Below are 24301 nucleotides of genomic sequence, written 5' to 3'. Positions count from 1 at the left end.
ATTAAGGACAGTCCTGTTTGGGTCATAAACAAAGACCTGTTTTTCAATTTTATTGAGTATGGTAATCATGAGAAGAAGTTGTTTATAAGAAAGATTATCAAAGCATTTAAGAAAGATTAACAAAACAAAGTATTAAATATAATGAAAAACGCTTGGATTCCAAGCGTTTTTATGTGGTGAAATAAATGCAAATATTTAAGTTATTACCACTGTTTTTTAACGAAAATTTCACTTTGAATTTGGATTTTCTTCACATTATCGAACCACTTATATTTAGGATAAGCCTTTTTTTAAAAATTTTATGTTTGAATAGAGTAGATTAGTTTTTATCGATTCCATTCTTCTTCTGATAATAAAGTATTTAGACCAGTATATCTTGGGTATTTAATTAGTGGATTTAAAATAAGGGTTCCTGTAGTATGAACCAATGCGTTAAATTGCTTATGTGCAATTTCAGAATAATAAATTCGTTCACCTTTATGAACAATTGCATTTCTGGTTGAGATAGCTCCTGTACAATCATCTATCCATCCAGAAAGTTTCTCCTCTAACATGCCGAGTATCCTTACCTTCTTAGCCAAACCCAATTCCTTAAATCTTTTATTAAAATGCTTTCTTGAAATGATATTTATTGTAGTGAGCCAATTTATATCATTATTCCTTTTTTTATAAGTAAATAACTCTTCTATAGCTATTTCCAACCCAGAAACACCTAAAACAAATGAATATGATGGATTGTCTCCTATTTCAAAATAACTACGGGCTTCCATAATTATTTTTGCTCCAAAAGATATGGAATCCTCCTCAGATATTTTAAATTGAAGTGAATTCCAATCTTCTTTAGTTAAAAATTCCCTGAACCATTCTTTAGGTGGTTTCAATCCTTTAAGATAAACCCTTGGGGTATTTGGAATGAATTTATTCCAGGAAATACCACTATCTATACTCCATTGCATTTTTAAATTTTGACAAAAGCCTCCAATGCTCTCATTCCTTTTATCCCAAACGGGTGCGGAAGGAAGCCAATGTTGTCCGTATTGAAAGCGTAAAAGATTTAATAATTTATTTATAGGCTCCTCAATCAAAGCAACGACTTTTTCACCGACACGTTCATATGCACTTTGATTTATGTCATTATTATTATAGTTCAAGTTTTCTTTGAATATCTCTATTTCTTCTTCGGTTAATATTTTTAAATTCAACATTAATTCACCAAATAGCGGTCCACCTTGAAGAACCCCCTGTCTTCTCATAATATTAGGGTCCACCTGATTTTTTGTTATATTAAACCTAATCATTTCTGAATTTTCACTAAATCCAAAACGTTTGAACCAAATTCTTAGTGAAGAACTTTTATCTTTAGTTACAAAATTCAACGAGTGTTGTTCTCCATCTGGTAACCATCTATGAAATGCTGGACCATGCATTGATCCATTTTCTAAAGGAACTACAAACCTTATTAGTAGCGAGTTCATATTCCACCTCTTAAAATACTTATTACATAAATTTTATAAACAAGGGTTTTTTATGTAATAATTTCTTAATTTCTATGATAGTAATTAAATCGTTTCATTTATTGTAACTAATGATTCGATTAGTTCGATAATATCTTCCCCATCCCAAATTAAGTCCTCAATATATGAAAATAACATATCGTCTGACCACCCTTTAAAATCAGAATACAATTTAATGGTGTTGCCATGGGCTACATGATTTCTTAAGTCAGTTATAACCTTGATACTATTAAACAATTCTTTGTTTTTTTCCATTAAAGAATACCCTTTTGAAAGTTTTAAACCTAAGTGGAAAAATTTTACTACATATCCTTTCTCACTAACTAAATCATGAGAAGAAATTCCATTTGAATAAACTGTTTTTTTAACGAGTGACTCTAACGACATTGCTAAATTCAATAAAGCCATATCAAAATATCCATTTTCCAAAAATACATTCGCCAATTTAATAAATTGATGTGAGACCGAGGGATGCGGATTAATGACTTTTTGTATAAGTTTATTATAATCTTCCTTGGTAATTACAGGTATTGAATTTAAAGCATCTAATCCGTCAAAAATTATATTTTCATCGTTATAAATTTTCATGATATATCCAGTTGTAAAATCTTCACCATTAAATAAATTGCCAATTGTAAAGTTATTCAGGAATGAAGTTAGTGAAGAATTGTAAATATTAACTGCGTGACCGACTCTCTTGGAAACAGTTAATTTAAAGTCAAGAGTTTTATGGTAATCGTGTAAATCTTTGGGAATAATTTCATCAGGCATGTTGGTTTCATATTGAACTTTTAACCCATTAAAATAGTTCTTATCCTGTAAAGATATAGGGATTAGGGATATTTCATCAATATTAACAGGATGAAATTCAAAATCTTCGCTTTTCCCAAACCTGTAAGGTAATTTAATAATCCATTCACATAAAACTCTCATAAATTATTTCCACCTCAACATAATAAAGTCCATAGGCCTCTTCATTCAAACATTAAAAAATTGTGTAATAAGGTATTCCTTGTACTTCTCACGATAAGGGTCTTACAACGAACTCATTTGATTATCTCTTCTGTAAAAATCTAATTAAATATATTACCATATATAGTATATAATGGTTTCCAAAAAGAGTGGAGTGAGGAAATGGGGAGAAAGGTGATATTAAGTAGAAAAGGCTTTGATGGAACAACGGGAGGGAAGCCAAGCCCTATAATGGATGATAAATTTGTTTCGTTACCAATTCCAAGGGCTGATTCGGGCGATTTCTATAAGAATCTTATTTACTCACCAACAAAGAGTTACCTAAAAGTAATGAAAGATTTAGGCATAAATCTATACTCAGAAGCACATTTAGATCCAGATTTACAAAAATCAATTAAAAAGGAAAGGCCTAATAATTGGAGGGGATTATTTGGACAGGCTGGAACTTCGCAAGGTACATTGCATAATCGAGATGTAGGTAAAGGAGATATATTTCTATTCTTTGGTTGGTTTAAAGAGGCAAGAAAAATTAACGGAGAATGGAAATATAATAAAACAGCTCCAGATATTCATGCTATTTTTGGATATTTAGAGGTAGATAGAGTATTTGATATAAGAGCCAGGAACCCAGTACCATCTTGGACAAAATATCATCCTCATATAAAGAAAAGGAAAGATTATGGAAATGATCGTAATAGTGTTTACATAGCAACAAAAGCATTTTCTACTCATTCAGATAAGCCAGGGTGGGGTTCTTTCATGTATGATGAAAAGCTCGTACTGACTAAACCTACCGCAAAAAGTAGGTCGTTTTGGGAATTACCGCCTGCATTTAGAGGAGAGCAAGACCAATTTACTCATGATATAAAAATTTGGAATGAATTGCCCAATGGAAAAATTGAAATGCAGACAAACGGAAGAGGGGATCAGGAAATGTATATCAGCGGTAATCCAGAAGTTGTTGCATGGGCAGAAAATTTGATTACTTCATGCTTAATATACGAATAGGAATTATTATTTGAAACAAATTTAGAACGGAGGAATTGGAGGGTAATATGGCGATTGGAAAATGCTTTAAATGCGGAAAGGAAAGAGAGTTGTTAACAACTACCTCTACTAAAATTGAAAATGAAAGAAGTTATTCTTTTTCAGTTCAAGAGCATAGTAAATGTTGCCGAAATTGTCTGGACATAGCAATGTGGTCAAGTCTAATTATTGATGATTATCGAAGGTTTGATATGTGGAAACAGTTCGCCCAAAGTAAAGGATATGATTGGAAATTACTTGAATTTAAGCCAACATATCCAAAAATAATTTCAGTTAAGGATAGAATTTATAAAAATAATGAGTATGAGCATGAATATATCCAAATAGGTTTTCGAATGAATGGAACTGAATTTACTGGGGCTGTTCATGTTTATAAAGGGTATGTAAATGGAATGACTCTTTTAAATATGGAATGCGGGAATAAGAAATATACATATCCTTATAACGAAAAACTATTAAAATTGACTGAGAAGCAACTTATTCCAAAATTAAAAAATAAAATTACTCCCTATATTATGGGGGAATCAGGGAAAAACAGGGAGTAGGGAAAAATGAAAATTACTGAAAATTCCTTGAAGAGAAATAAGTATATAAGGGAAGTAAGAGAGTCAGAAACCCATAACGATTGGTATGCTTGTACATGGACAAAATTAATAAGCGACGAAACAGGAAAAAAGTATACGATTGAGATAACTGAATATGATATTGGAAAGTTGGAACAGTTTGGCTTTCCTAAATATAACTGTAAAGCATCATTTTTTAGAAAAGATTATAGAGAATCCTTTACAGTTTCATATAGTGGTGATTCAGAAAGCACTAAACTGAAGGATATTGAAAATTTTTTTGATGAAGTTTGGATAAAAATGTCATGTCAGTATGATTATGAAGATTAATGCTAAATTTATTTGATTAAGAAGACAATGCAAACACCAACTTTTGATATTTTGTAAATCTCTATCTTCAATAGGAGTGATTGATGTGAAATATAGAACATTAAAATTGGATTATATACCTTCAGAAAAAAATGGGATCACAGGTGTTAAAGAGAAAAATATGAAGGATTTATCAAATATAGTTGGAGGAGGCTACGGAACATTTATTGAATCTACTTCTTCAGAGTTAATTCTAACTTTAATCGATGAAGAAAATAATCTGATTGAAATAGATGTTAAAAAGCAATTGCTTCCAGCAATAGGAAGAAAAAATCTGGGAGAAAAGTTGGAATTTGATTTATTTGTTTCAATGCCACAATATGTAGAGATTGTAGAAAAGGGGAATTCATATCGACTTAGCAATAATTCAGTAAAAGAATGGAAAGCTAATTTTTCCAATTAGGTAATTAAATGGGAATGAGAGAACGATTTTAACCCTTATCTCTACTATGTAACTAACTAATTCCTTCCCTCCCTCCCACAATAAACATTTTCTTCTCCCCCTCCCAGTGAGAATAAAAATGTTCCAAAAAAGCGGGAGAAACAGCCCTTCGGGGCTGTCCCATCAACATTCGTGAAAAAAGCGTGAGGGAAAATCTTTATTCTCACTCGGAAAAAAACGTGAAAAAAAGCGGGAAAAACCGATGCGATTTTTTGAAAAAATGGGGAAAAAGCGGGGAAAAGGAAAGAGTTTATTATCACCTGCGAACGAAGGAATGCGGGTTTGCGGGGTGTGAAAATGAACGTTTATTTTTTGGCAGTACAAAATAGTCTGCGACCTACAATCCAGTCATGTTGAGTGTGTGAACATTGGTGAAGATTTCTGTTTTAAATTACTAACATTTTGCTAACGCAATTCCATAAAAAACGGTAAATCGACGTTAAAGATGTTACAACCAGTAATATCCAAAACGTTGATTTACCGCAATTGTTGCACCTCTCGTTAACGATATTACACACTCAAAGCTTACGGGCGGCATGATGTAATAAGTGCCCAAACCCCTTGATATAAGAGGATTTTATATAAGGGGAGCCAGATGCTAACATCTCGCTAACATTTCTCACCTAAAATTAGAGGTTTCTCATGAGTTGCGCAAACTTATGGGAAGCCTCTTTTTTCATTTCTTTTGTTACGTGCAGATAGACGTTCTTGGTTGTGTCGTCGTCGCAGTGACCTAATCGTTCCATAATTTCTTCTAATCCCACCTTTGCTTCTGCTAACAATGATTTGTGCGTATGGCGCAGCGAGTGGGGAGTCAATCACGGATTCAAGCCGGCCAGCTTCAGCAGACGTGCCATTCTGTTTTCCACGGTCTAAATGAAAATAGGGTAGCCTGGTTGTTTCTCGTCCTTGGCGAAAATAAATCCTTTGTCAAGATAGGCCTCACCACAGTACTTCTGCACTTTCTGTTGCGCAATCATATGCTTCCTAAGTGCGGCAATCACCTCTTCATCCACCACGATGGTTCGTTTGGATTTGGTTTTTATCATAAAAGAATGGTCAGCGGCGCCGGGCATGACGCGCAATTTATTGCAAGCTACGTCCTGAAAGCGATGCTATTTGTCCAAATGCCATTGGCAAGTTGAATCATATATATATTTTTTATATTTATTCTGGGCTGTTCACTAACAGGGATCAGCCCGTTTTTCCATTTTGCAGCTGTTTTAGGCAAAATTTCCGCCAGTCAAAGAGTTTTCCTAAAATGATTACCTATTTACATCGTACTGTATAATAGCCGATTTCTTAGGGGAGAGGAGCCTATACCATTTATTTCGAAAAGAATAATTTAAAATAAGGAATATTAAGCGGCTAATGGGGGAAGAGGATACTCATGGAAATAGAGAAAAATAGATGGTGTATTTGTGAAGAAATGGAACAACTTCTTGAGGAACAGCAAAAGCTATCTTTTGAAGGCTTTCGTTTTATTTGCGAAAAGCTTGGCTTTGATACCATACCATTTATTATTACAAATGGGAAATGCGCATTTGAAACTTTTGGAGTTACAAGGTTTGGAGGATTTTTCACTACACAGGTTTTTAGGTTAGAAGACATTGACTCAAGAAATTGTTGTGCAAAATTGTCACTCCTAATGCCAGTTGATATGGAGGGTTGTCCGGTGGAGTTATGTGATGATGTATTTTCGCTGTTAAAAACTGATATATGTATCATTGTGGATTTAACTTGCTTTTGTACAATACAGCCGCTATCCCCAAAACTAGTTAATCGGGAACTGCCAATTATTGAACCGAAATGTTAATCATTAAGGGAAGAACACTACATCGAAAATGATAGGTTGCTAAAGTGAAGGATGGTACGAAGAAATGGTTAATTCTTTGTTCAAGTAGTCAAACAAGAGTGGTCAATTCTCGTACCAGCGCTATCTATCCTCGGGAGAAAACCCAGACAAACGTAAATTTATTCGCATTCGCTTCAATCTTTGTGCCATCAATAAAAATTGCTTCTTGATCGATGAGCTTTTCTTCGACTAATTAGGAACGGAATTGAACGAAATATTGGCGGATTAAATCTTTCATTTCCGGTTGTACACGATATCGATTAATCGTACTATAGTTCAAAGCCTGTGGAATTTTACTTGTTGTAAAATTCCACAGGCTTTTTCAATTTAGAGATGGGTTTTGTCCCAGCCTCATAATAAATTAATAATATACATTCACGGCATACTTAATGAGGTGTCAGGCACTACGGACTTGTCCACCTAGAGTGGACACTGTCTTTTTGTGGTGCCTGACACCCTTTTTTTAACACCTTTTTCAATGTAAAAGATGATGTACTAAATGTCTTAATCAATAGGATCAGATTTCTTTACTATTGTTTTTATCATATTTATTAATTCCTTCACTCTTACTTCTAATGAATGACGTTCACGCACCATTTCATAACCAGCTTGAGCGATTTTTTTTCGCTCTTCTTCATGAATTAAATAATATTCTGCTACCTGTTCAAAATTGTATTTATTGATTTCAACAAAGTTTTCATTAGGCTTAAACCCTAAATCTAATAGTTCCTTATTGGCAGGAGCTAGAAGGAGTGTGTTGCATGCTAACACTTCGTAATATTTCATAAAAGGCATATGGAATTTAGAATCATCTGTAATGAACATTTTAGCCCGATTTATTTCTTTTGCGTATTTTTCACCAACAAATATCCTCCTGTCTTGCTCATTTACGTTTTTATATCCTGGATGACCATGATGTACAAAACCGTTCTTATTTTTCATTCTCCGATAAATTTTTTGTCTTAAAGGGTAGTGATTTGTTACCCTCCCCATTAATAACCAGCTTATATCCTTAGGATACTGATAATCTTTAAAAATATTTATATTCACAAAGTGCGGCAGCCAAAACATCCTTTTTTTATATTGAGGATGTCTCTTTAGGAATTCATCTCGATAAATCGTAAACAAATATTGAATATCATACTGTTCAATAAATATGTTTCGTTTATTTACATTACGATGTGCATCGTGTATAAGTAATCCTATTGGAATATCTACTTCATCAAGCCCAGTAATGGAAGGGCATCCTGAAACATCATTAATCAATATAAAATCTGGTTGAAAATCTAATTCTTTGATGACTTCATGAATATTAGCCGGTTTATGCCAAACTCTGCAATCACATACATCCTCGAGCCCTTTACTTAAGTAGTAAAAATTTTTCACTACATGGTGTTGATAATCATTGACGAAATACAGAAGTTTAAGCTCTTCTTTCATTAATGTCTCTCCTTGTCCTTAAACTATATATACATATATATGAATAATCCATTTTAATGTGTGGGTTTAATACTTTAAAAGATTAGAATGGGGCATAAGTCAATAAATATACAATTACAACATCACTTCTTGATTGAGATAAGGTGACGAGGGACCCTTCGGGAAATCATATTCGATTAGTGGTTTAGAAATAGCGAAGTATCAGAGCCATTTTGATACCAGCGTCACTCCTATGAAATTTATACATGTAAAAAAAGTGGTCCCGAAAATTTAATTAGGGGAGCCACTCTTTTTTAAATAACCAGTTGGATCATTGAAGCGAACCTATCACCATCTACCTTCATGTTTAAACTATTAAAGGATGGCTCTTATGAAAAAATTAAAAGCTTTCAACGAGGATAATTTTTATAAAAAATAACCAATCAATCCCAAAAGTAACCGCTTAATGGCTGGCTTTTTCGCCTATACAAATTTATTTGGACTTGAATATATAGAAGAATAAGGTCATAAAGGAGTTAGCAAGGAGGACAGAATTTAGCAGATGGAAACCATAGGGGTTTTACTATCCATTAGGGATTGGAATCATTTAAGACGTAATAAAGACGACACTAAGAAGGGCATTTGGCATTTGTTTGCCGTAAAAGCGGAAGAGCTAAACCTGAAAATTGTCTATTTCACTCTTCAACACATTTCTCTGCCATTATTAAAAACCGAAGCAATTGTAATCGAAAATAATGCAGAAACAAAAAAGCAAACAATGGATATTCCTTCGATTATTTATAATCCAACAAAATTTTTTCAAAAAAAGTATATTAGACTATTAAGGGAGCTGTCAATTCATCCAAAATTTCAGGTGATAAATGAGCACCATGTCATTAAGAAAAAGAACTTATTTGAATTAATTCAGGCACAATCAGAATTGATCAGGGATATAAAAATTGATAATGAAAAGGAACATAACAATGCTCCTGTGAAAATTTATGTTCTGGGGCAAAAACTTTCAAATAGTGAATGGGAAATTCCCATTATTTATGTAGAGGACGCAGGTGGAATAAAACATCTTTTGGAGGATGCCGCTTCATTACTTGAAAATTTGCCGCAAAAGCCTAAGGATGTAATGGAATTACAGGAAATCCTTTATGAGCATAGTGAAAAACTATTGCAAATCATTCATTATTATTATCCTGGCATCTATGAGATTGGGCTGTTGTTTTCCATCAATAGCATTGGGCAAATAACGATCAACTCCACCTGTTCTTTTAATCTTATTTTGAAAGACCTTTATTCATGGAATCAGCAGATTTGTCAATCTATCTTCGAAACTCCCTTAAAAGTTGCCAAGGAACTGCTTCAACAAAAGGACAAATCAGATGAAGCGAATAGTCAAAGTCAACCCAATGATTTAATTAAAAGGAACGAACTTTTCTCTAGCTCGATTAAAGAAAATAAAAAAATAAAACAGTTAATAAAAGATGGTTCTTCCGTTTGGATCAAATTTAGTGCCTTTGAGGATGAAGAGCTGACACTCAAATTACCCGGCGAATTAATGAAATCTACAAGCAGCGAGCTTAACGTCCTTCAGTTTGGCGTCAAGGAACAGCCGTGTAACATTGTGAAAGAAGGGGCAGTTCTGTTAAAAAACAACACATTTCATACTCCCATTGAAATTTTAATCTCTCGTTCCTTATTAACAAAGCTGCATATTCCAAATGACATAGTGTACCAGCTCCATATTTCATCGCAAAAAGTAATCATCGGACCCACAATTGGTTTACTATTAGGAGAAAAAAATCAACTTTATACCCCTGCTTATATGGAAAAATTTTCCGACCGTCTTGGAATATATGAAAAATTCGGCGGCTTAGTGATTGCTTTTTCTTCCCGCTCTATCGATTGGGAGGAAAAGATTGCTTACGGAATGATTTATGATCCGATTCACAAAAAATGGGAATATGGAACAGCGCCCATACCTGCTGCCATATACCGAAGAAATTTCCATCAAAAAGCGGATCGGATTAAGCAATTAATCGAATTAACTGATGATAAATTATTTAACTCTCATCATTATAAGAAGTCAGATCTTTTAAATCTCCAGGATGAAAAGAAAATGAAAAATCATTTGCCTGATACTCATCTATATAAAAATATGAATGAGTTGATTGAATTTGTAAATGAAAAGCAAAAGGTTATTTTAAAGCCAGTGAGCCTATCCCGGGGCCGTGGCATTTTTGTCATTGAACAGAATGCAGGCGAAAGTGGTGAAGGATATATTCTTTATGACCATCGTAAGGGGTTTCGTCTCCAGCACCTTATTCCTGATGCAAAAGGTTTAGAGGAGATGTTGAGCAATTTAAATATATTTCATGAAAAGTATTTATATCAAACGTATATTCCATTATTAAAGGTTAACAACCGTCCTTTCGATGTCAGGGTTGTCATGCAAAAATATGATAAGGAAGACTGGATTTGTACAGGTATTGAATGCAGGGTAGCTGGTGAAAACGAGGTTTTAACGAATATTGCCAGAGGCGGAGAGGCAATGACTTTGGAGGAAGTGGTTAAGGAGACAGGCATTGATTTATCCTTTGAAAAGGTTCAAAAAAGCATTTTAAAATTATGTCGAAAATTCTGCAGATTATTGGATAAGAAAGAAAATGCACATTTTGCAGAGTTTGGCCTAGACATTGGCCTTGACCAAGAAGGGTTTCCATGGATTATTGAGGCAAACATTTTTCCAAGCTTTAAAGGTTTTAAAGCAATGGACATGAATACGTATTTAACGATTCGTTATCAGCCGATTATTTATGCAGTCCATTTACAAGGATTTGCCGTAACGGAAGCAGAAGGGGGAACGGAAGATGAGATTTATGATCAATACAACTCCAACTTCTAGATCCACCATTTCTTTTCCGACGACTGCAGTTGAAAAATTGCCATTGAAGGGAGAGGAGGTCCTAACGATAAGTATTGGGGCTATTCAGACAAGTGCTAGTGTAGCATACCATGATGACCATGAGCGATGTATCTATTTATCTGCTAATCTAGTAAAAGATATGTCACTTCCAGAATTTGTTGAATATGAAATACACATGCAGGAAGGCATCTTGATGATTGGGCCCATTTTGGGGATGCTGGTTCGCGGAAAAATCAATGAAATGAACTTGAGTAGAATAAAAATTTATAAGAATTATTTAAATGATTATCAACATATTAATGGGCTCATTGTTCTCTTTACTTCTGATGGAATCAACTATAAGAAAAAACTAATCAATGGTTATGCCTATAATCCATTAGAAATGGAATGGGTAAAAGGCGTATATCCAGTTCCATCAACAGTCTTTGTCAGAAAAACCATTAAGGAGTCAACACGCAATAAATTACAAGAATTAATTGGCGACAAATTTTTTAATTCACATGTTTTTAATAAATGGGAAATGTGGGAATGGTTTTCGGGACAGGAACAATTGAGGAGAAACCTGCCAATAACCGTTATGGCAGAAGATATGGAAGCTGTTAAACAGTTAATGGATGTTTACCAAAAAACTTTTGTTAAGCCAAAGGCAGGCATGCAAGGGACAGGAATCTATCAACTTTCAAGGTCCGGGCAAGAGTATAAATTGAGCTATCGCGTAAAAGGTAAAAATATCGTGACCATCCTAGACAACTGGGAAGCTGTTCAACTATATTTGCAATCAGAACTAGACCTGCAGAAATATATTATTCAACAGAAAATCCCCTTACTCCGAAATAATAATCGCGTAATGGACATTCGGGTGATTGCCATAAAAAATCAAAATGGGGCTTGGTCTGTTCCAGGGATGATAACAAAGTTTGGTGATGTAGATAGCATTGTGAGCAATATATCCAGCGGAGGGTCAGCAGAAAAAGGCTGGCAAGCCCTCGTGGATCTATATCCGGATGACCCCCAGCAGGCCTTTAAGAAATATAAGGAATTAGAGGCGTTAGCACTTTCCTGTTGTGAAGTATTAGAAAGAAAAGGACTTCACCTTGGCTATATCGGTATTGATATTGGGATTGACGAAGACCATCATCTTTGGGTGATTGAGATCAATAATCGTAACCCTGATATGACGATTGCCCTAGATGCAAATGACTTCCAGCTATACTATAAAATTAAATCAGCCCCATTCCATTATGCAAAATGGTTAGCAGGATTTGGGGGTGAACAAAGAAATGCTTTATGAAGTAGATACGGATGCTTTATCAAGTCATTCACTATTCTTACCTCAGTCAGCTGCGGAATTTTACGGAATTGAAAACAAGCAAACTGTTTCATTATCATTTGGAAAGAGAAGTCTGACGGTACATGTTAACATTGTAACTTCTATAAACAATAATCTGATTGTAGTTAGTGAGGATGTAAAATCAGAACTCCTAATGGATACTGATGTAAAATACGAAATGGTCTATTCAAACAATGAATTAATCATTGGACCGATCATTGGATTACTATTAGCAAAATCCGAAGTCAGGTTACAAAGGAATTTACAGCATTATTTAATTTATACAATGTTATATGAACAAATAAATGGAATATTATTTGTTTTTTGTGAGCAGCAGATTGATTTTACCAATGAAACAATAACTGGTTATATATTTGATCCTTCTTCATCTGAGAACTGGAGGGAAGCGGTATTGCCTTTTCCAAAGGCTGTTTTTAGAAGGGTGGAACTATCTCAAACAACATTGAAAGGACTCCAGGAGAAAATTGGTGAGGGCTTTTTTAATGCCCAGTATTTTGATAAATGGCAGTTTTGGAATTGGCTGTCACCATATGAGGAACTAAGGAAACATCTCTCGGAAACAACAAATAAAGTAACCTTAACCAATCTTAATACCTTTATTGAAAAATATAATGGTGTTTATCTAAAGCCGAAAAATGGTTCACGGGGACAAGGGATTTATTATATAGAAAAAAGTGAAAATCAATATGTCATGATGGAAAATTATCAAGACAATATTCAACATTTATCAGCTGAGGAGATGGATAAATTTCTAAAAAAGCACCCCTATTGCTTATTACAGCAGCCAATTCGCCTCCATACCTTTGAGGATCGGAAGGTTGACTACCGTGTTATATTACAAAAAGATGGAACGGGTCATTGGCAGTGTACGGGAATGATAGCGAGATTTGGCAATACAAATGCCATTTCTTCTAATTTTAAAGCAAATGGCTTTGCTATGGAGGGAACGTTGGCGTTAATGACTCAATTTGGCTATGACGAATTAACAGCATTTAAGAAATCTCAAGAAATCATTTCTATTTGTACAATGATGGCTTGTAAAATAGACGAAATGGCAGGAGCCTATGCTGATTTAGGGATTGATGTTGGCATTGACCAAGAGGATCATGTCTGGGTTATCGAAATGAATAAGAGACCTGATCACGACTTTCCATTAATCATCAAAGATCGAAAAATGTACTATTCAGTTAAATCAAATCCAGTGCTGTATGGAAAGTATATAGCGATGGGATTGTAGGTTGAAATGGGGAAAGGAACTCCGGAGTATATCCGGAGTTCCTTTAATGATAAAGTGAGAGGGAATGAATTCTATTTAAATAATTCAAAAATTTGATCAAGATGTCTCTCACATTCCTTGTGAATAAGTGGAATATTGCTCATGAGGGAAGGCCCATGTTCTTCAATATATTTAACAGCTGTAAGGAGGCTTTGCTCAAAATTAGGATCATCAGTTGAGACGACAAGCGATTCTAATCCAATGGATTGAGCAAAATCGAATGTTTTAAATCGATAGCCTAAAGCAATAAAAGGAATCCCACTGGCGGCTGAAAGAACATTTGCGTGTAATTTAAAATTAATCGTAAATTTGCAATCCTTAATTAACTCCATTATTTGATGTTGATCCAAAAGACTGGTTATTAATTCAACATTTTCATTGTCCCCAATAAGCTGAAAGAGTCGTTGGCACGGCAGTAGATCATCCTTCCAAATAGGATAAATCCGAATTTTATTTCCTTTTTCAGTTAATACTTTGATTGAATTAGCCATCTCTTTTTCTAACTTCATTTCATTTTTACCATATAGACGGTTTTTAGCTGTTCCCCAATTTACAGCAACAAGGTTCGATTCAGAAGTAAAACGATGTTCCCCATTTATTGGATGTAGCAGAAGACCCGGATCACCAGAAACAATGACTTTATCTACCGCCAATCCCATACTCTGCAGCATTTTGTACGTATAATGTCCACGAACACATATAAATGTTGCGTGGTTTATTACTTGCTGCATTTTAAACACAAAGCCTTTATGGGGAAAAATATTAAACTCATTAATTCTTCCTATGTTCCCTTTTTTTAAGATAAATTTGTTTAAATATCTTTTTTCAATCCAATCAATGCCGCTGCCCCAAATCATTATTTTAATATCTTTATTCACTTGGATAGCCTGGTACAAAATATTAATGCATCCAGGTGTGAGAAGGGATCCCCCACCCAAAACAATGATGTCATAGTTTTTAAGAAGATTCTTATTATAGGAAAGCTTATTTTTTATTCGTTTATCGGTGTGACTCAACCTATATACATCGTTATCGGCCTTCGTATAAAATTTCTCTCTGAATAAATCCCACATTAATTCGTCTCCAATATTCTGATGCCCTAACCAGCCTAAGTAAAGAACCTTTTTCACAATATTTCCCTCCAGTTTCTGGAATATCAATTCGCATATTACTAGTGTATGGACAGGAAAAAGAAAAGATTGGGTGTTTAATTGATAAGGGCATAGAATATAGACCCAATCATTTTGTACGAAGTTGAATATCCTTTAAATATGGGAATGTACCAATCGAAAAAACCGATAGAATTTCCTGGGGTACAGTTTGAATTTTAAGGTTGGGAAAGCAACAGGCCTAAAAAGATGGAAGGAACATTTCTAAATTTAAATTTTCAACAATTTTTCGACCAAAGAATAGAATATAGGAGAAATTATTGATATAGAAAGGGTGGGCATTCTTGAATGAAGTACCACTAAAAGGGCGTAAAGGAGTTTCGATTGTAACCGTAACAAATAGACTGGATTACATCGAGAATGTTTTTGCAAGCTATGGTAATCAAATATGGCCAGAAAAAGAACTGATTATTATTTTAAATAATGACTCAATGAATCTACTTGAGTGGGAAGAATATGCGAAAAACTACCACCATGTTTCCATCTTTCAACTTTCAGATCATATTACTCTTGGAGCATGTCTTAACTTTGGGGTTAATAACGCTAAATATAGCTATATTGCAAAATTTGATGATGATGACTATTATGGTTCATTGTTTTTAACTGAGGCAATGGACACGTTTGAAAAAAAGAATGCTGATGTAGTAGGAAAACGTACATGTTATATGTATAATGCCTTGACGAATGAGCTAAGGCTCCGCTTTCCCAAAAGAGAACACAAGCCAGTATCAATTCTTCAAGGAGGAACGATTGTGGCTAAGAAAGAGGTAATGGAAAAGGTTCCTTTTCCTGATAAGAACGTTGGTGAGGGTTTGAGCTTTACTACAAGATGCCGGGCGAAAGGCTTTCGGATCTATTCCACTAGCAGATATAATTTTGCCTATATCAGACACGGTGATGATTCACATACATGGAACCCTTCAGCAAATTACTTCAATCAAACCTCAAAACGAATTGCATTTACTGATAATTTCCAAGAATATGTTACCCCAGATTAACCGTATATTAAGCCGGTAAAAAGAAGGTGTAAAATGATCAAAATTACTCATATGACTGAACCCGACACGATTGAATTTACTATGAAATTCGCAGAGGTTTATGATATTAATTCTAAAAAACTAATCATCCGAATCGGTGCCTGGGTTAGAGAAATGGTTGTTAATATTAACGACGAATTACCCGAGGATACGATTGGCTTACCGAAAGAATTAAAAGAGTACTTTACAGTTCCGGAAGAACTTTCTTATGAAATGGTCATAAAGAATCGTACCCTAACAATAGGACCTGTCATCGCATTTGTGGCCTATCGCGGTAAGAGAACATTGTCACCGAAAAGCCTGGAGCTTTACAAACATCGTTTTACTAATTATAAAAAAGTGAATGGTCTGGTATTTATTTGTGCTGCCAGTGGAATCAATCCATCTACGAAAACCATTGAAGGCTATTATTATAATCCTAATGGGAAAGACGCTAATACACGATGGATGTACGGTGTCTTTCCTTACCCGAATGCCGTTTATAAAAGAAAACCGATTGATGGGTATCGCTACAATGATTTGGTTTCAACCATTGGAGATCGAATTATTAATTCTTTCTTTTTTCTAAAAGCGGATATTACCCAAATGACTCAAAGGGATAAAAATTTTCAAAAGTATTTCCCTTATTCTGAAATGCTGGATACTGAAGAGCAGTTAAGCAGGTTGATTGAACAATATCAATTTGTTTATATAAAGCCATCAAATGGACGTCAAGGGATCGGAATCTATAAAGTAACCAGGGACCTATCTGGAAATTATCAATTTATGGATAGACGTAAAAAGGTCTTTTCTCTTGCGAAAGGCGGACAATTAAATCATTTTTTAAATAAATGTAAAAGGAAAAAATATATCATTCAGCAGGGCATTGATTCTGAAGTGAATAATCAACAGGTTGATTTTAGAGTATATGCGCAAAAAAACAAAATGGGGCAGTGGGTTTGTCAAGGAATGATTGGGCGATTAGCCAAAAAGGGCTCGGTTGTCACAAATTTAGCCTTTACAGAAAAATTGCTGCCAGGCCTTGAAGCTATTAAAACAATCTTTCAAGCAGACAATAAAAATGCGAAAAAAATTCAAGATGAAATATATAAACAGTGCATTGGTGTATGTGAAGAATTAGATAAGAAGTTTGGGAAATACGGTGATGTTGCAATAGATGTTATCGTGGATGCCAGTCAGCGTGTGTGGATACTCGAGATTAATAAAGATTTCGGCTATCAAAGTCTGGTAAAGCTGAAAAATCGTAAATTGCTTCGTACACTCCGTACGACACCTTTCGAATATGCCAAGACTTTAGCTGGTTTTTAACGATACAGAATAATTAGGTAGATTGATAACCGCGGAGGTTTGATAAATTGGAAAACTCATATGTTGGGATTTTAGTTGATGGATTGGTGTATAGCGGAATTAAACGCGGCTATTCTTATTTTGAACGACTGGCTTTTTATGAAGAGGCTGGCAAAAGATTTGATCTCACTCCATGTTTTTTTCGATTAAGGGATATTTCACCAGAATCGGAATGGATTCAGGCTTTAGTGAAAGAAACGAATGGCAGATATAAATTAAAGACTATTTCAGTCCCTTCGGTCATTCATAATCGAGGTCTTTTTTTTACGAATCAAGCAAAGGTTAAACTTTTAAAGCTTCAACAATCAGGTATTACGATTTTCAATGGGTGGAATCGCTATGGGAAAATGACTGTTCATGAAATACTTATGCAAAATGAGGAATTACGCCCTCATTTGCCTGAAACAAAGCGGGCAAGTGTAGAAAACCTGAAAGAGATGATGAAAAATCATAATGAGCTGATGATTAAGCCAAATAGCGGCAGTCTTGGCGGAGGAATCATGATGGTTGAGAAAAAGGACAATGAAGTTTGGACAGTTAACAGCCATCATGAAAAGGTTCCTTTCACTGATGAATGGCCGGAAGTTCTGCGGAAAAAGGCGGCGAATAAATATTATTTGATTCAACAGCGAATCCCGCTAGCCAAGTACCAAGGCAGCCCTTTTGATTTGCGTGTTTCCGTGCAAAAAAATGGCTCAGGTAAATGGCAGGTAACGGGAATCGTTGGAAAGGTCGCTAAAAGTGGAAGTTATGTGACCAACGTCGCAAAGGGTGGAACGTGTAAATCACTTAAGGAATTGGTAAGCGACTCTTCTAATCTAGACTTTGATAAAGTCTATCATGATATTGAAAATTTCTCCATTAAAGCAGTGGAGGAATTAGCCGCTCATTTTCCGAGCCTGGCAGATGTGGGGCTGGATATTGGCTTAACGGAAGAGGGTTTTCCGATGTTTATCGAATGTAATGGACGCGATTTACGAATTACCTTTGGCAAAGCAGGGATGGTGGATGTTTGGAAAGCAACTCATACTACCCCTATAAGCTATGCCCGGTATCTTTTAGATTTAAAGATTGAACAGGAGTAAATTTTATGAAAACTATCAGACTTTCTGAGCTTCTTGGCACGATCAATGGACAACTGCTTCAAGGAAACACTGGCGATGAAATTCAAACAATCGTAAAGAAGGTACACAGTCTTAAAGAACATGCTTTGTATTTTCATAGTAATAAAAAAGCGATTAAGGCTGATTCCTTGCAGGGAAAATCGAATTACACGATTGTAACGGAAGATAAGGATATTCTTTCAAAGGTATCTGGTCCAGCAAATGTCATTTTGGTTGCAAATAGTAAGGATGCCTATTGGCGATTTATCGATTATTATCGAAATCAATTTCAGATCCCAGTCATCGGGGTAACCGGTACATGTGGAAAAACAACGACGAAGGATATGATTAAACATATTTTAAATCCTAGAATGAAGGTCCATTCTACTCTGTACAGTCAAAACGGCCTGCATTTAAATTTACACTATTTGCTGGGATTAAATGAGCAAACGGAGGTGGCAGTATTTGAAATGGGCGTTGCCTATCCGGGCAATATTAAGAACAGCGGTAAATATTTTAAACCAACTATCGGTATTATTACGAATATAGGAGAAGCCCATTTGGAAGGCTGCAGGACGGTAGAGAACTATATCAAGGCAAAGGGAGAAATGTTGGACGTTCTACCTGATGAAGGAATGTTATTGATTAATGCAGATGATGAAAATATCAAAACCCTGCCCATTGATTCCTATAAAGGAAGGGTCCTAACGTTTGGAAAAGATCCGGCAGCTGTATTTAGAGCAGGGAATATTCAATTTGAGAATAATAGAATGCTATATTCGCTGCGGGTAGAGAATAAAGAATATCAAGTGTCGATTCCTGGGTACGGCGAGCATAATGTGTACAATAGTTTGGCGGCCATCGCCGGGGCAAGTGTACTTGGTATCCCGATTGACGACTCTATTCAAAGACTCAGTACCTTTAGAACAATGGAGCGGCATGTAAAAATGTATCAGGGCGCGGGGAATGTGACGGTTATTGATGATACATGGAGCTGTAATCCCAGTTCTGTCAGGTCTGCCATCGATGTTCTGAAAAAGACGTCGAACGGTAAAACGGAGGTACTTGTGCTTGGGAAAATGCAACGCCTCGGAAATCAGGAAAAAAAGCAGCATATTCAGATGGGGAAAACCATTCTCGATGTTGGCGGTGTAGATCATATCATTACCGTCGGTGCCTCAGCAAGGCTGACAGGTGAGCAGGCGATTGCATTAGGCATGGATCCAAATAAGGTGCATGCTGTTATGAATGCAAGAGAATTGGAGGCCGTTCTAGCTGAAATTCAGAAAGAAGACATGATCATTTTATTTAAAATGTCTCTTGGTAAAATGGATCCTTCATTCCGGAGGGTTGTAGAAAAATATCGATTTAACTAAGATTGTTCAATATGTAGGTCAAAAGCCGGTATGTTTGCTCTTAGCGGCTTTTATGTGACATTCGTTCTATCCATGACATACGTTATGATAGAACAATTTTAAACAGGGGATGAATGGTTGGTATGCAAACGATCGTCTTCATAGGAAGCAATAAATCCGGAACGAGCAGGGAAGCCCTCATCACCTCTACTGAAATGGGATACTATACGGTTTTATTAACGGATCGAAAAAAATTCATTCAGCAAAGAGATGAGTTCCCCGAGGTTCAGCGAATGATGTTTGTTGAAAACTTATTTGAGGAAAGTAATGTTTTCTCGATTGTTCATGATTTAGAACAAGAAGGAAAACAAATCTGTGCCATCATTAGTTTCATTGACCCATTTGTTTCTTATGCAGGAATGCTTTCACAAGCATGGGGATTTGGGCGTGGTAATTTATCGATAGAGGCTTTATCGGTGATTGAGGATAAAAATCGTTTTCGATCCCATTTAAAAGGACTTCCTGTTTCCCCTCGATTTTCAGTTATTCCATTCGACGAACCCATTGATAAATTAATAAAAGAATTTGAAGGTTCTTTTCCGGTCATTTTAAAATCACCTGTTTCCAACGGTTCAAAAGATGTGCTGCTGGTCCATACATTTAATGAAATGAGGGAAGGATTTCAATTATTAAAAAGAAGGTTTCCAAATCAGGCTGTATTAATGGAAGAATATCTTATTGGACCGCAATATTTAATTGAAGTCATGGTCGTAAACGGGGAAATTTCCATAATTGCCGTAATTGAACAGGAGATTTTAAATGGGCAGCGATTTATTATCACCGGTTACCAATATCCGGCCATTTTAAGCATGGAAGAAAATGAGACATTGGAACATGCCGTGATAAGTATCATCCGCGAGCTGGAATTGATAAATGGAACTTGTCATCTTGAAATGCGGAATGTGAATGACCAGTGGAAATTGATTGAAATCAATCCGAGAATGTCCGGCGGGGCCATGAATCGCATTATTCAAGAAGGAACAGGAATGAATCTGGTCAAAGAAACAATTAAGCTGTTCTTAGGCATCGAACCTAACTTGGAAAAATCCTTTATGAAATTTGTTTATACCAAATATCTGGTTGTTGAGGCGAAAGGGAAGTTAATAAAGGTGACGGGTAAAAATAGAGCATTAAAACATGAGGGGATAAAGGAAGTTTTCGTGAAACCTAAAAAAGGAACGGTATTAAGGGAACCGCAGTCAATGGGAGATCGGTATGCCTATGTTATTGCTGTTTCTGATACGGAGGAAGGGGCAAAATTCGCAGCTATTACAGCCGCGAGTGAAATAAAATTTTATTTAGAACCTCTTTAAGGACGTGAGGCTATGGTGCTTGTTGGGATGCTTCACTATCGGAACAATCCTGATACAGTGAGGAAAGCCTATCCATTTGCAGCAGTTGCAAAGATGGAAGGGCTTGACTTTATCTATTTTACTTATCATGATGTCGATTTTAATAAAAAAATCGTGAAGGGCTTGGTTTATGAGCAAGGAATATGGCTTGCAAAACAGACGGAAATTCCTGCGGTCATTATCAATAGCTGTAATCCCAAAAACAATAAACAATCCATGATTATGGAGCGGTTAAAGAGACACGCTGTGTTTACCAGTTACCCGGTCGGCAATAAAATCAAAGTCTATCGGAAGATAAAAAAGGCCAAAACATTTGCCGCCTATTTAATTCCTTCGATAGTGGTTAATAGTGAAAATGACCTTTATTCCTTTCTAGAAAAACATTCCGCCGCTGTTTTAAAACCCTTGTCGGGGAATCACGGTAAACGGATTTACTTTATTAACAAAATAAATGATATGTACAAATGGACAGATGGGTTAAACGAACAATTTTATAAAAAAGAAGAATTGAAAGCTTTGATTTTACAAGTAATAGTCAAACAAAAGTACTTGCTGCAACCTTTTATTGAATGTAAAACGAAATCAGGATTAACCTACGATTTTCGGCTCCATGTACAAAAAAATGGTACTGGACAATGGGAGAAAACGTTAATCTATCCGCGTATCAGCGGCAATTCGAAGAAGGTTAGTAATATCAGCAGCGGCGGGTATCGCGGAGAATTGGATCCATTTCTCAAAGCGGAATTTGGTGAGGATTCGCTGAAAATGAAACAGACTTTGGAAGAATTCGCTTTAACATTTGCAGCTCATTTCGACTCCCTTTATCCGAACCCATTTGATGAGCTAGGGATAGATATTGGCGTAGATCAGCAGCAAAAGCTGTGGATTTTTGAAGTGAATTGGCGTCCAGGGTCAAATAACCGGGAGTTTGAAGTAGGGAAACGGCTGATTCCTTATTGCCGCTTTTTAGCAGCAAAAAAAATGAAACAATAAGCTGTCATGAGTTGCCACTACACTGATGTAGGGTCATAAAGGGCAGAACAAACCTTGATAAATTCGCTTGAAGATTGACAGAAAGATGACGGTAGAAGAAGCAGGCCGCAAAGGCGGAGAGGCTCGTGCCAAAAATCGTGACAACGATTAATCTGTTAAAAACACTTATCGAAATCAATTTCGAGAAAGGATTAAAATAGGAGCGGGGCAGTCTAAAAGCCCCTCAATATAAGAAGCTGGTAAAAAACATTTTGTTTTTACCAGCTTCTTTTTTGTTTTTTGAAATTTAAAATGTATACATATTACTCCCTGTTGAAACAAAATTTAAAATGATATATTCTAGATTTGGGAGAAATTTCATATCCTATATTTGTAAATCTCCATTAGGTCTCCCATACGATCATTTAAATGAGAAAGCAAGGGGAAAAATTGAACGATAAAAACGGAATACCATCGATTGATCAATTAATAAGGACAACGATGAGGACGGTTGGAATGGATATTGAACTTAAGCAGACACATACTGGGATAAATATGAGCTATAATTTTATCCTTAACTATTTAGGTTATGATGTTCATCGCATAGGAGAAGCAATAAAGGAAATGCAGGTCCCAGTTCCACTCGAATCATATATTAAAGCATTTACACTTCATGAGTTAGGGCATGCGTTAGACCGGAAAGCTTTAATGGAGTCGCTGCCCAAAACGATTCAATATTATGAAATTAAAAAAGCCCATAACCTAAACGAACTATACAGTGACTACACTCTTCTTGCAATGCTAATCGAAGAGCATGAGATGAATATCGGCTTTGAAGAAACAGCTTGGGCGAATGCTGAAAAATTAAATAGAGAATTCGGTATTGTTGATGGGGAAAGCTTTGATAAAGTAAAGAACCAAGGAATGTCAACTTACATGAATTTTTATGAAAAAGATGTACAGCTATATAACAGGCTTATAGCGGAACAAACTGTACAAAGTGCCTAATCAGGATAAACAAAAGACGACCGCTTTATTTGGTTGATCAAAGTCCAGAATGAAAGATGAGAGTATATAGCGTTAAAGGAGTTAACAAGAACATTATATTATATAGTAGTCATCAAGGTGTTAATGGTCACGAGCTGTGCTCGTGACCTTTTTTAAACCGTACTTATTAATATGGAATAAAATCTATATCCGCATTAATGCACCATTAGGCTCTGGTAACTCTTTCTCACTGATCCGATTCGTTTTACAAAAATATTCAAAGAAGTTCTGTGCTAGTTCCTGTTCCTGTGTGTCACTTTTTAACGAAACAATATCAAGTAAGATTTGAGCCATCCATTCATTATCAAAATAACGGTATTTACCTGTATTCCAAGTCATTTTGTGAGGGGATTTTTCATTTACATAATATTTCCAAAAAGGCATTCTCTCAGATTCCTGTTCTGTAAGTTGTAGTCTGTATTCTGAATGAGCAGGAATATAACCATCTTCACAAAACTGACCGATAAAATCTTCATTCACCATATAAACACCTAAGATACGTCTGTCTTTTTCAGGCGTATTGGAATCTCTTGCTGTTAAAAGGCAAACACTATTTGGGTATAGGCGGGTAGGTTTGTTTGGCTTTCCTTTGTTATTACCGCTTTTTATTACGCCAGTAAAAACTTTCCACTCTGTAAAAACTTTACTCATTTCTTCGGCATCACACCAAAAAACCATTTGTGACTTAGGATGAAGTTTATGATTCTTCATGAATTTTTCATGTTCCAAACGAAGTTGCATTTCTTTACGTTGTTGTTCTTTTATTTCTTCCCTTTTCTGTTCTTCCTCCTCTTTTTCTAATTCCATTTTTCGTAAAATATTTTTAAGTGAATTGGCAGCGCTATGATCATGCATCTTTAGGTGTTTTCCAAATGCATCGGGAAAAACAAACTTTTTATTTTCCGTTGCAAAATGTATTTCTATGATAGAATCATTATGTTTAACAATACTTCCCTTGCCAAAACGCTTATGTGTTACTTCTTTATTGATTAGATTCATTATTTTTGTCCTCCTTTTAATACTAAAACTTGGGTGTGCCTTTTCCTCCTATCTGGTTGAAATCTTTAACAGGTGACTTTCAATATTTAAACTACTGGTTCCATTACAACTTTCCTT

At 35.5% G+C, this 24301-nt stretch carries 22 protein-coding genes and 1 pseudogene; 16 read left to right on the top strand and 7 right to left on the bottom strand.

Annotated elements, in window-relative coordinates; genetic code table 11:
• Positions 1-326: 326 nt before the first annotated feature.
• Together AR334_RS24995 and AR334_RS24990 are read right to left on the bottom strand one after the other, a co-directional pair.
• Entirely contained in the window at positions 327-1475 is a 1149-nt protein-coding gene (locus AR334_RS24995; RefSeq protein WP_066320459.1) for a hypothetical protein, read from the bottom strand.
• An 84-nt stretch (positions 1476-1559) separates the two neighbouring features.
• Positions 1560-2447, bottom strand: a complete 888-nt coding sequence (locus tag AR334_RS24990) for a hypothetical protein (RefSeq protein ID WP_066320458.1) — start codon at positions 2445-2447, stop codon at positions 1560-1562.
• 201 nt (positions 2448-2648) lie between these two features.
• Between AR334_RS24990 and AR334_RS24985 the strand changes: the two genes are divergently transcribed.
• The 4 genes from AR334_RS24985 (at position 2649) to AR334_RS24970 (ending at position 4868) form a co-directional block, all read left to right on the top strand.
• Positions 2649-3494, top strand: a complete 846-nt coding sequence (locus AR334_RS24985; RefSeq protein ID WP_066320457.1) for a hypothetical protein — start codon at positions 2649-2651, stop codon at positions 3492-3494.
• 47 nt (positions 3495-3541) lie between these two features.
• Positions 3542-4078 carry a hypothetical protein gene (locus tag AR334_RS24980; RefSeq protein WP_066320456.1) on the top strand — a complete coding sequence of 179 codons (537 nt, stop codon included), beginning with the start codon at positions 3542-3544 and terminating at the stop codon, positions 4076-4078.
• Positions 4079-4084: 6 nt separating this feature from the next.
• Complete coding sequence (locus tag AR334_RS24975; protein WP_066320445.1) at positions 4085-4426, top strand: hypothetical protein; 342 nt, start codon at positions 4085-4087, stop codon at positions 4424-4426.
• An 85-nt stretch (positions 4427-4511) separates the two neighbouring features.
• The gene (locus AR334_RS24970) at positions 4512-4868 is read left to right on the top strand and encodes a hypothetical protein (protein WP_066320442.1); all 357 of its coding nucleotides are present in this window, start codon (positions 4512-4514) and stop codon (positions 4866-4868) included.
• Positions 4869-5536: 668 nt separating this feature from the next.
• On the opposite strand, the gene AR334_RS30455 is transcribed toward AR334_RS24970, so the two are convergent.
• Positions 5537-5671: a hypothetical protein gene (locus tag AR334_RS30455; protein ID WP_253701363.1), complete on the bottom strand. Its 135-nt coding sequence runs from the start codon at positions 5669-5671 to the stop codon at positions 5537-5539.
• Between the two features lie 30 nt (positions 5672-5701).
• Here AR334_RS30455 and AR334_RS30450 point away from each other — a divergent pair, with 30 nt between their 5' ends.
• Positions 5702-6052: a hypothetical protein gene (locus tag AR334_RS30450; RefSeq protein WP_253701367.1), complete on the top strand. Its 351-nt coding sequence runs from the start codon at positions 5702-5704 to the stop codon at positions 6050-6052.
• Positions 6053-6297: 245 nt separating this feature from the next.
• Positions 6298-6723: a CotY/CotZ family spore coat protein gene (locus AR334_RS24955; protein WP_066320434.1), complete on the top strand. Its 426-nt coding sequence runs from the start codon at positions 6298-6300 to the stop codon at positions 6721-6723.
• A 142-nt stretch (positions 6724-6865) separates the two neighbouring features.
• Here the strand turns inward: AR334_RS24955 and AR334_RS29170 are convergent.
• Positions 6866-7039 (bottom strand): annotated as a pseudogene (locus AR334_RS29170) (IS5/IS1182 family transposase); the annotation flags it as partial.
• A 227-nt stretch (positions 7040-7266) separates the two neighbouring features.
• Complete coding sequence (locus AR334_RS24950; protein ID WP_066320432.1) at positions 7267-8202, bottom strand: glycosyltransferase; 936 nt, start codon at positions 8200-8202, stop codon at positions 7267-7269.
• A gap of 541 nt (positions 8203-8743) precedes the next feature.
• Here AR334_RS24950 and AR334_RS24945 point away from each other — a divergent pair.
• From AR334_RS24945 to AR334_RS24935, 3 genes are read left to right on the top strand one after another with little or no spacing between them, the layout of a single operon-like run.
• Positions 8744-11095: a YheC/YheD family protein gene (locus tag AR334_RS24945; RefSeq protein WP_066320430.1), complete on the top strand. Its 2352-nt coding sequence runs from the start codon at positions 8744-8746 to the stop codon at positions 11093-11095.
• Entirely contained in the window at positions 11061-12407 is a 1347-nt protein-coding gene (locus AR334_RS24940; protein ID WP_066320428.1) for a YheC/YheD family protein, read from the top strand. Before AR334_RS24945 ends, AR334_RS24940 begins: the two co-directional genes overlap by 35 nt.
• Positions 12385-13704, top strand: a complete 1320-nt coding sequence (locus tag AR334_RS24935; RefSeq protein ID WP_156431396.1) for a YheC/YheD family protein — start codon at positions 12385-12387, stop codon at positions 13702-13704. The genes AR334_RS24940 and AR334_RS24935 overlap by 23 nt, the downstream gene beginning before the upstream one ends.
• Positions 13705-13775: 71 nt before the next feature.
• Here AR334_RS24935 and AR334_RS24930 read toward each other — a convergent pair whose 3' ends face one another.
• A complete protein-coding gene (locus AR334_RS24930; RefSeq protein ID WP_066320420.1) occupies positions 13776-14873 on the bottom strand; it encodes a polysaccharide pyruvyl transferase family protein in 1098 nt (365 codons plus the stop codon).
• A 323-nt stretch (positions 14874-15196) separates the two neighbouring features.
• Between AR334_RS24930 and AR334_RS24925 the strand changes: the two genes are divergently transcribed.
• The 7 genes from AR334_RS24925 (at position 15197) to AR334_RS24895 (ending at position 23146) form a co-directional block, all read left to right on the top strand.
• Positions 15197-15910 (top strand): glycosyltransferase family 2 protein, encoded by a 714-nt coding sequence (locus AR334_RS24925; protein ID WP_066320417.1) that lies wholly within the window; start codon positions 15197-15199, stop codon positions 15908-15910.
• 33 nt (positions 15911-15943) lie between these two features.
• Complete coding sequence (locus tag AR334_RS24920; RefSeq protein ID WP_066320415.1) at positions 15944-17257, top strand: YheC/YheD family protein; 1314 nt, start codon at positions 15944-15946, stop codon at positions 17255-17257.
• A 47-nt stretch (positions 17258-17304) separates the two neighbouring features.
• Positions 17305-18381: a YheC/YheD family protein gene (locus AR334_RS24915; RefSeq protein ID WP_066320414.1), complete on the top strand. Its 1077-nt coding sequence runs from the start codon at positions 17305-17307 to the stop codon at positions 18379-18381.
• Between the two features lie 5 nt (positions 18382-18386).
• The gene (murF, locus tag AR334_RS24910) at positions 18387-19775 is read left to right on the top strand and encodes a UDP-N-acetylmuramoyl-tripeptide--D-alanyl-D-alanine ligase (RefSeq protein WP_066320412.1); all 1389 of its coding nucleotides are present in this window, start codon (positions 18387-18389) and stop codon (positions 19773-19775) included.
• A 122-nt stretch (positions 19776-19897) separates the two neighbouring features.
• Positions 19898-21127, top strand: coding sequence for an ATP-grasp domain-containing protein (locus tag AR334_RS24905; RefSeq protein WP_066320409.1), 1230 nt, complete (start codon positions 19898-19900; stop codon positions 21125-21127).
• A 12-nt stretch (positions 21128-21139) separates the two neighbouring features.
• A complete protein-coding gene (locus AR334_RS24900; RefSeq protein WP_066320408.1) occupies positions 21140-22159 on the top strand; it encodes a YheC/YheD family protein in 1020 nt (339 codons plus the stop codon).
• Positions 22160-22588: 429 nt separating this feature from the next.
• Positions 22589-23146: an integrase gene (locus AR334_RS24895; protein WP_253701362.1), complete on the top strand. Its 558-nt coding sequence runs from the start codon at positions 22589-22591 to the stop codon at positions 23144-23146.
• A 183-nt stretch (positions 23147-23329) separates the two neighbouring features.
• Here AR334_RS24895 and AR334_RS24890 read toward each other — a convergent pair whose 3' ends face one another.
• Positions 23330-24184: a malate synthase gene (locus AR334_RS24890; RefSeq protein ID WP_066320405.1), complete on the bottom strand. Its 855-nt coding sequence runs from the start codon at positions 24182-24184 to the stop codon at positions 23330-23332.
• Positions 24185-24301: the final 117 nt, after the last annotated feature.

The organism is Bacillus sp. FJAT-29814 (assembly GCF_001510715.1).
Lineage (GTDB): Bacteria > Bacillota > Bacilli > Bacillales > Cytobacillaceae > Neobacillus.
Note: the sequence above shows the minus strand (reverse complement) of the source record. Positions and strands in the feature narration are given on the sequence as shown.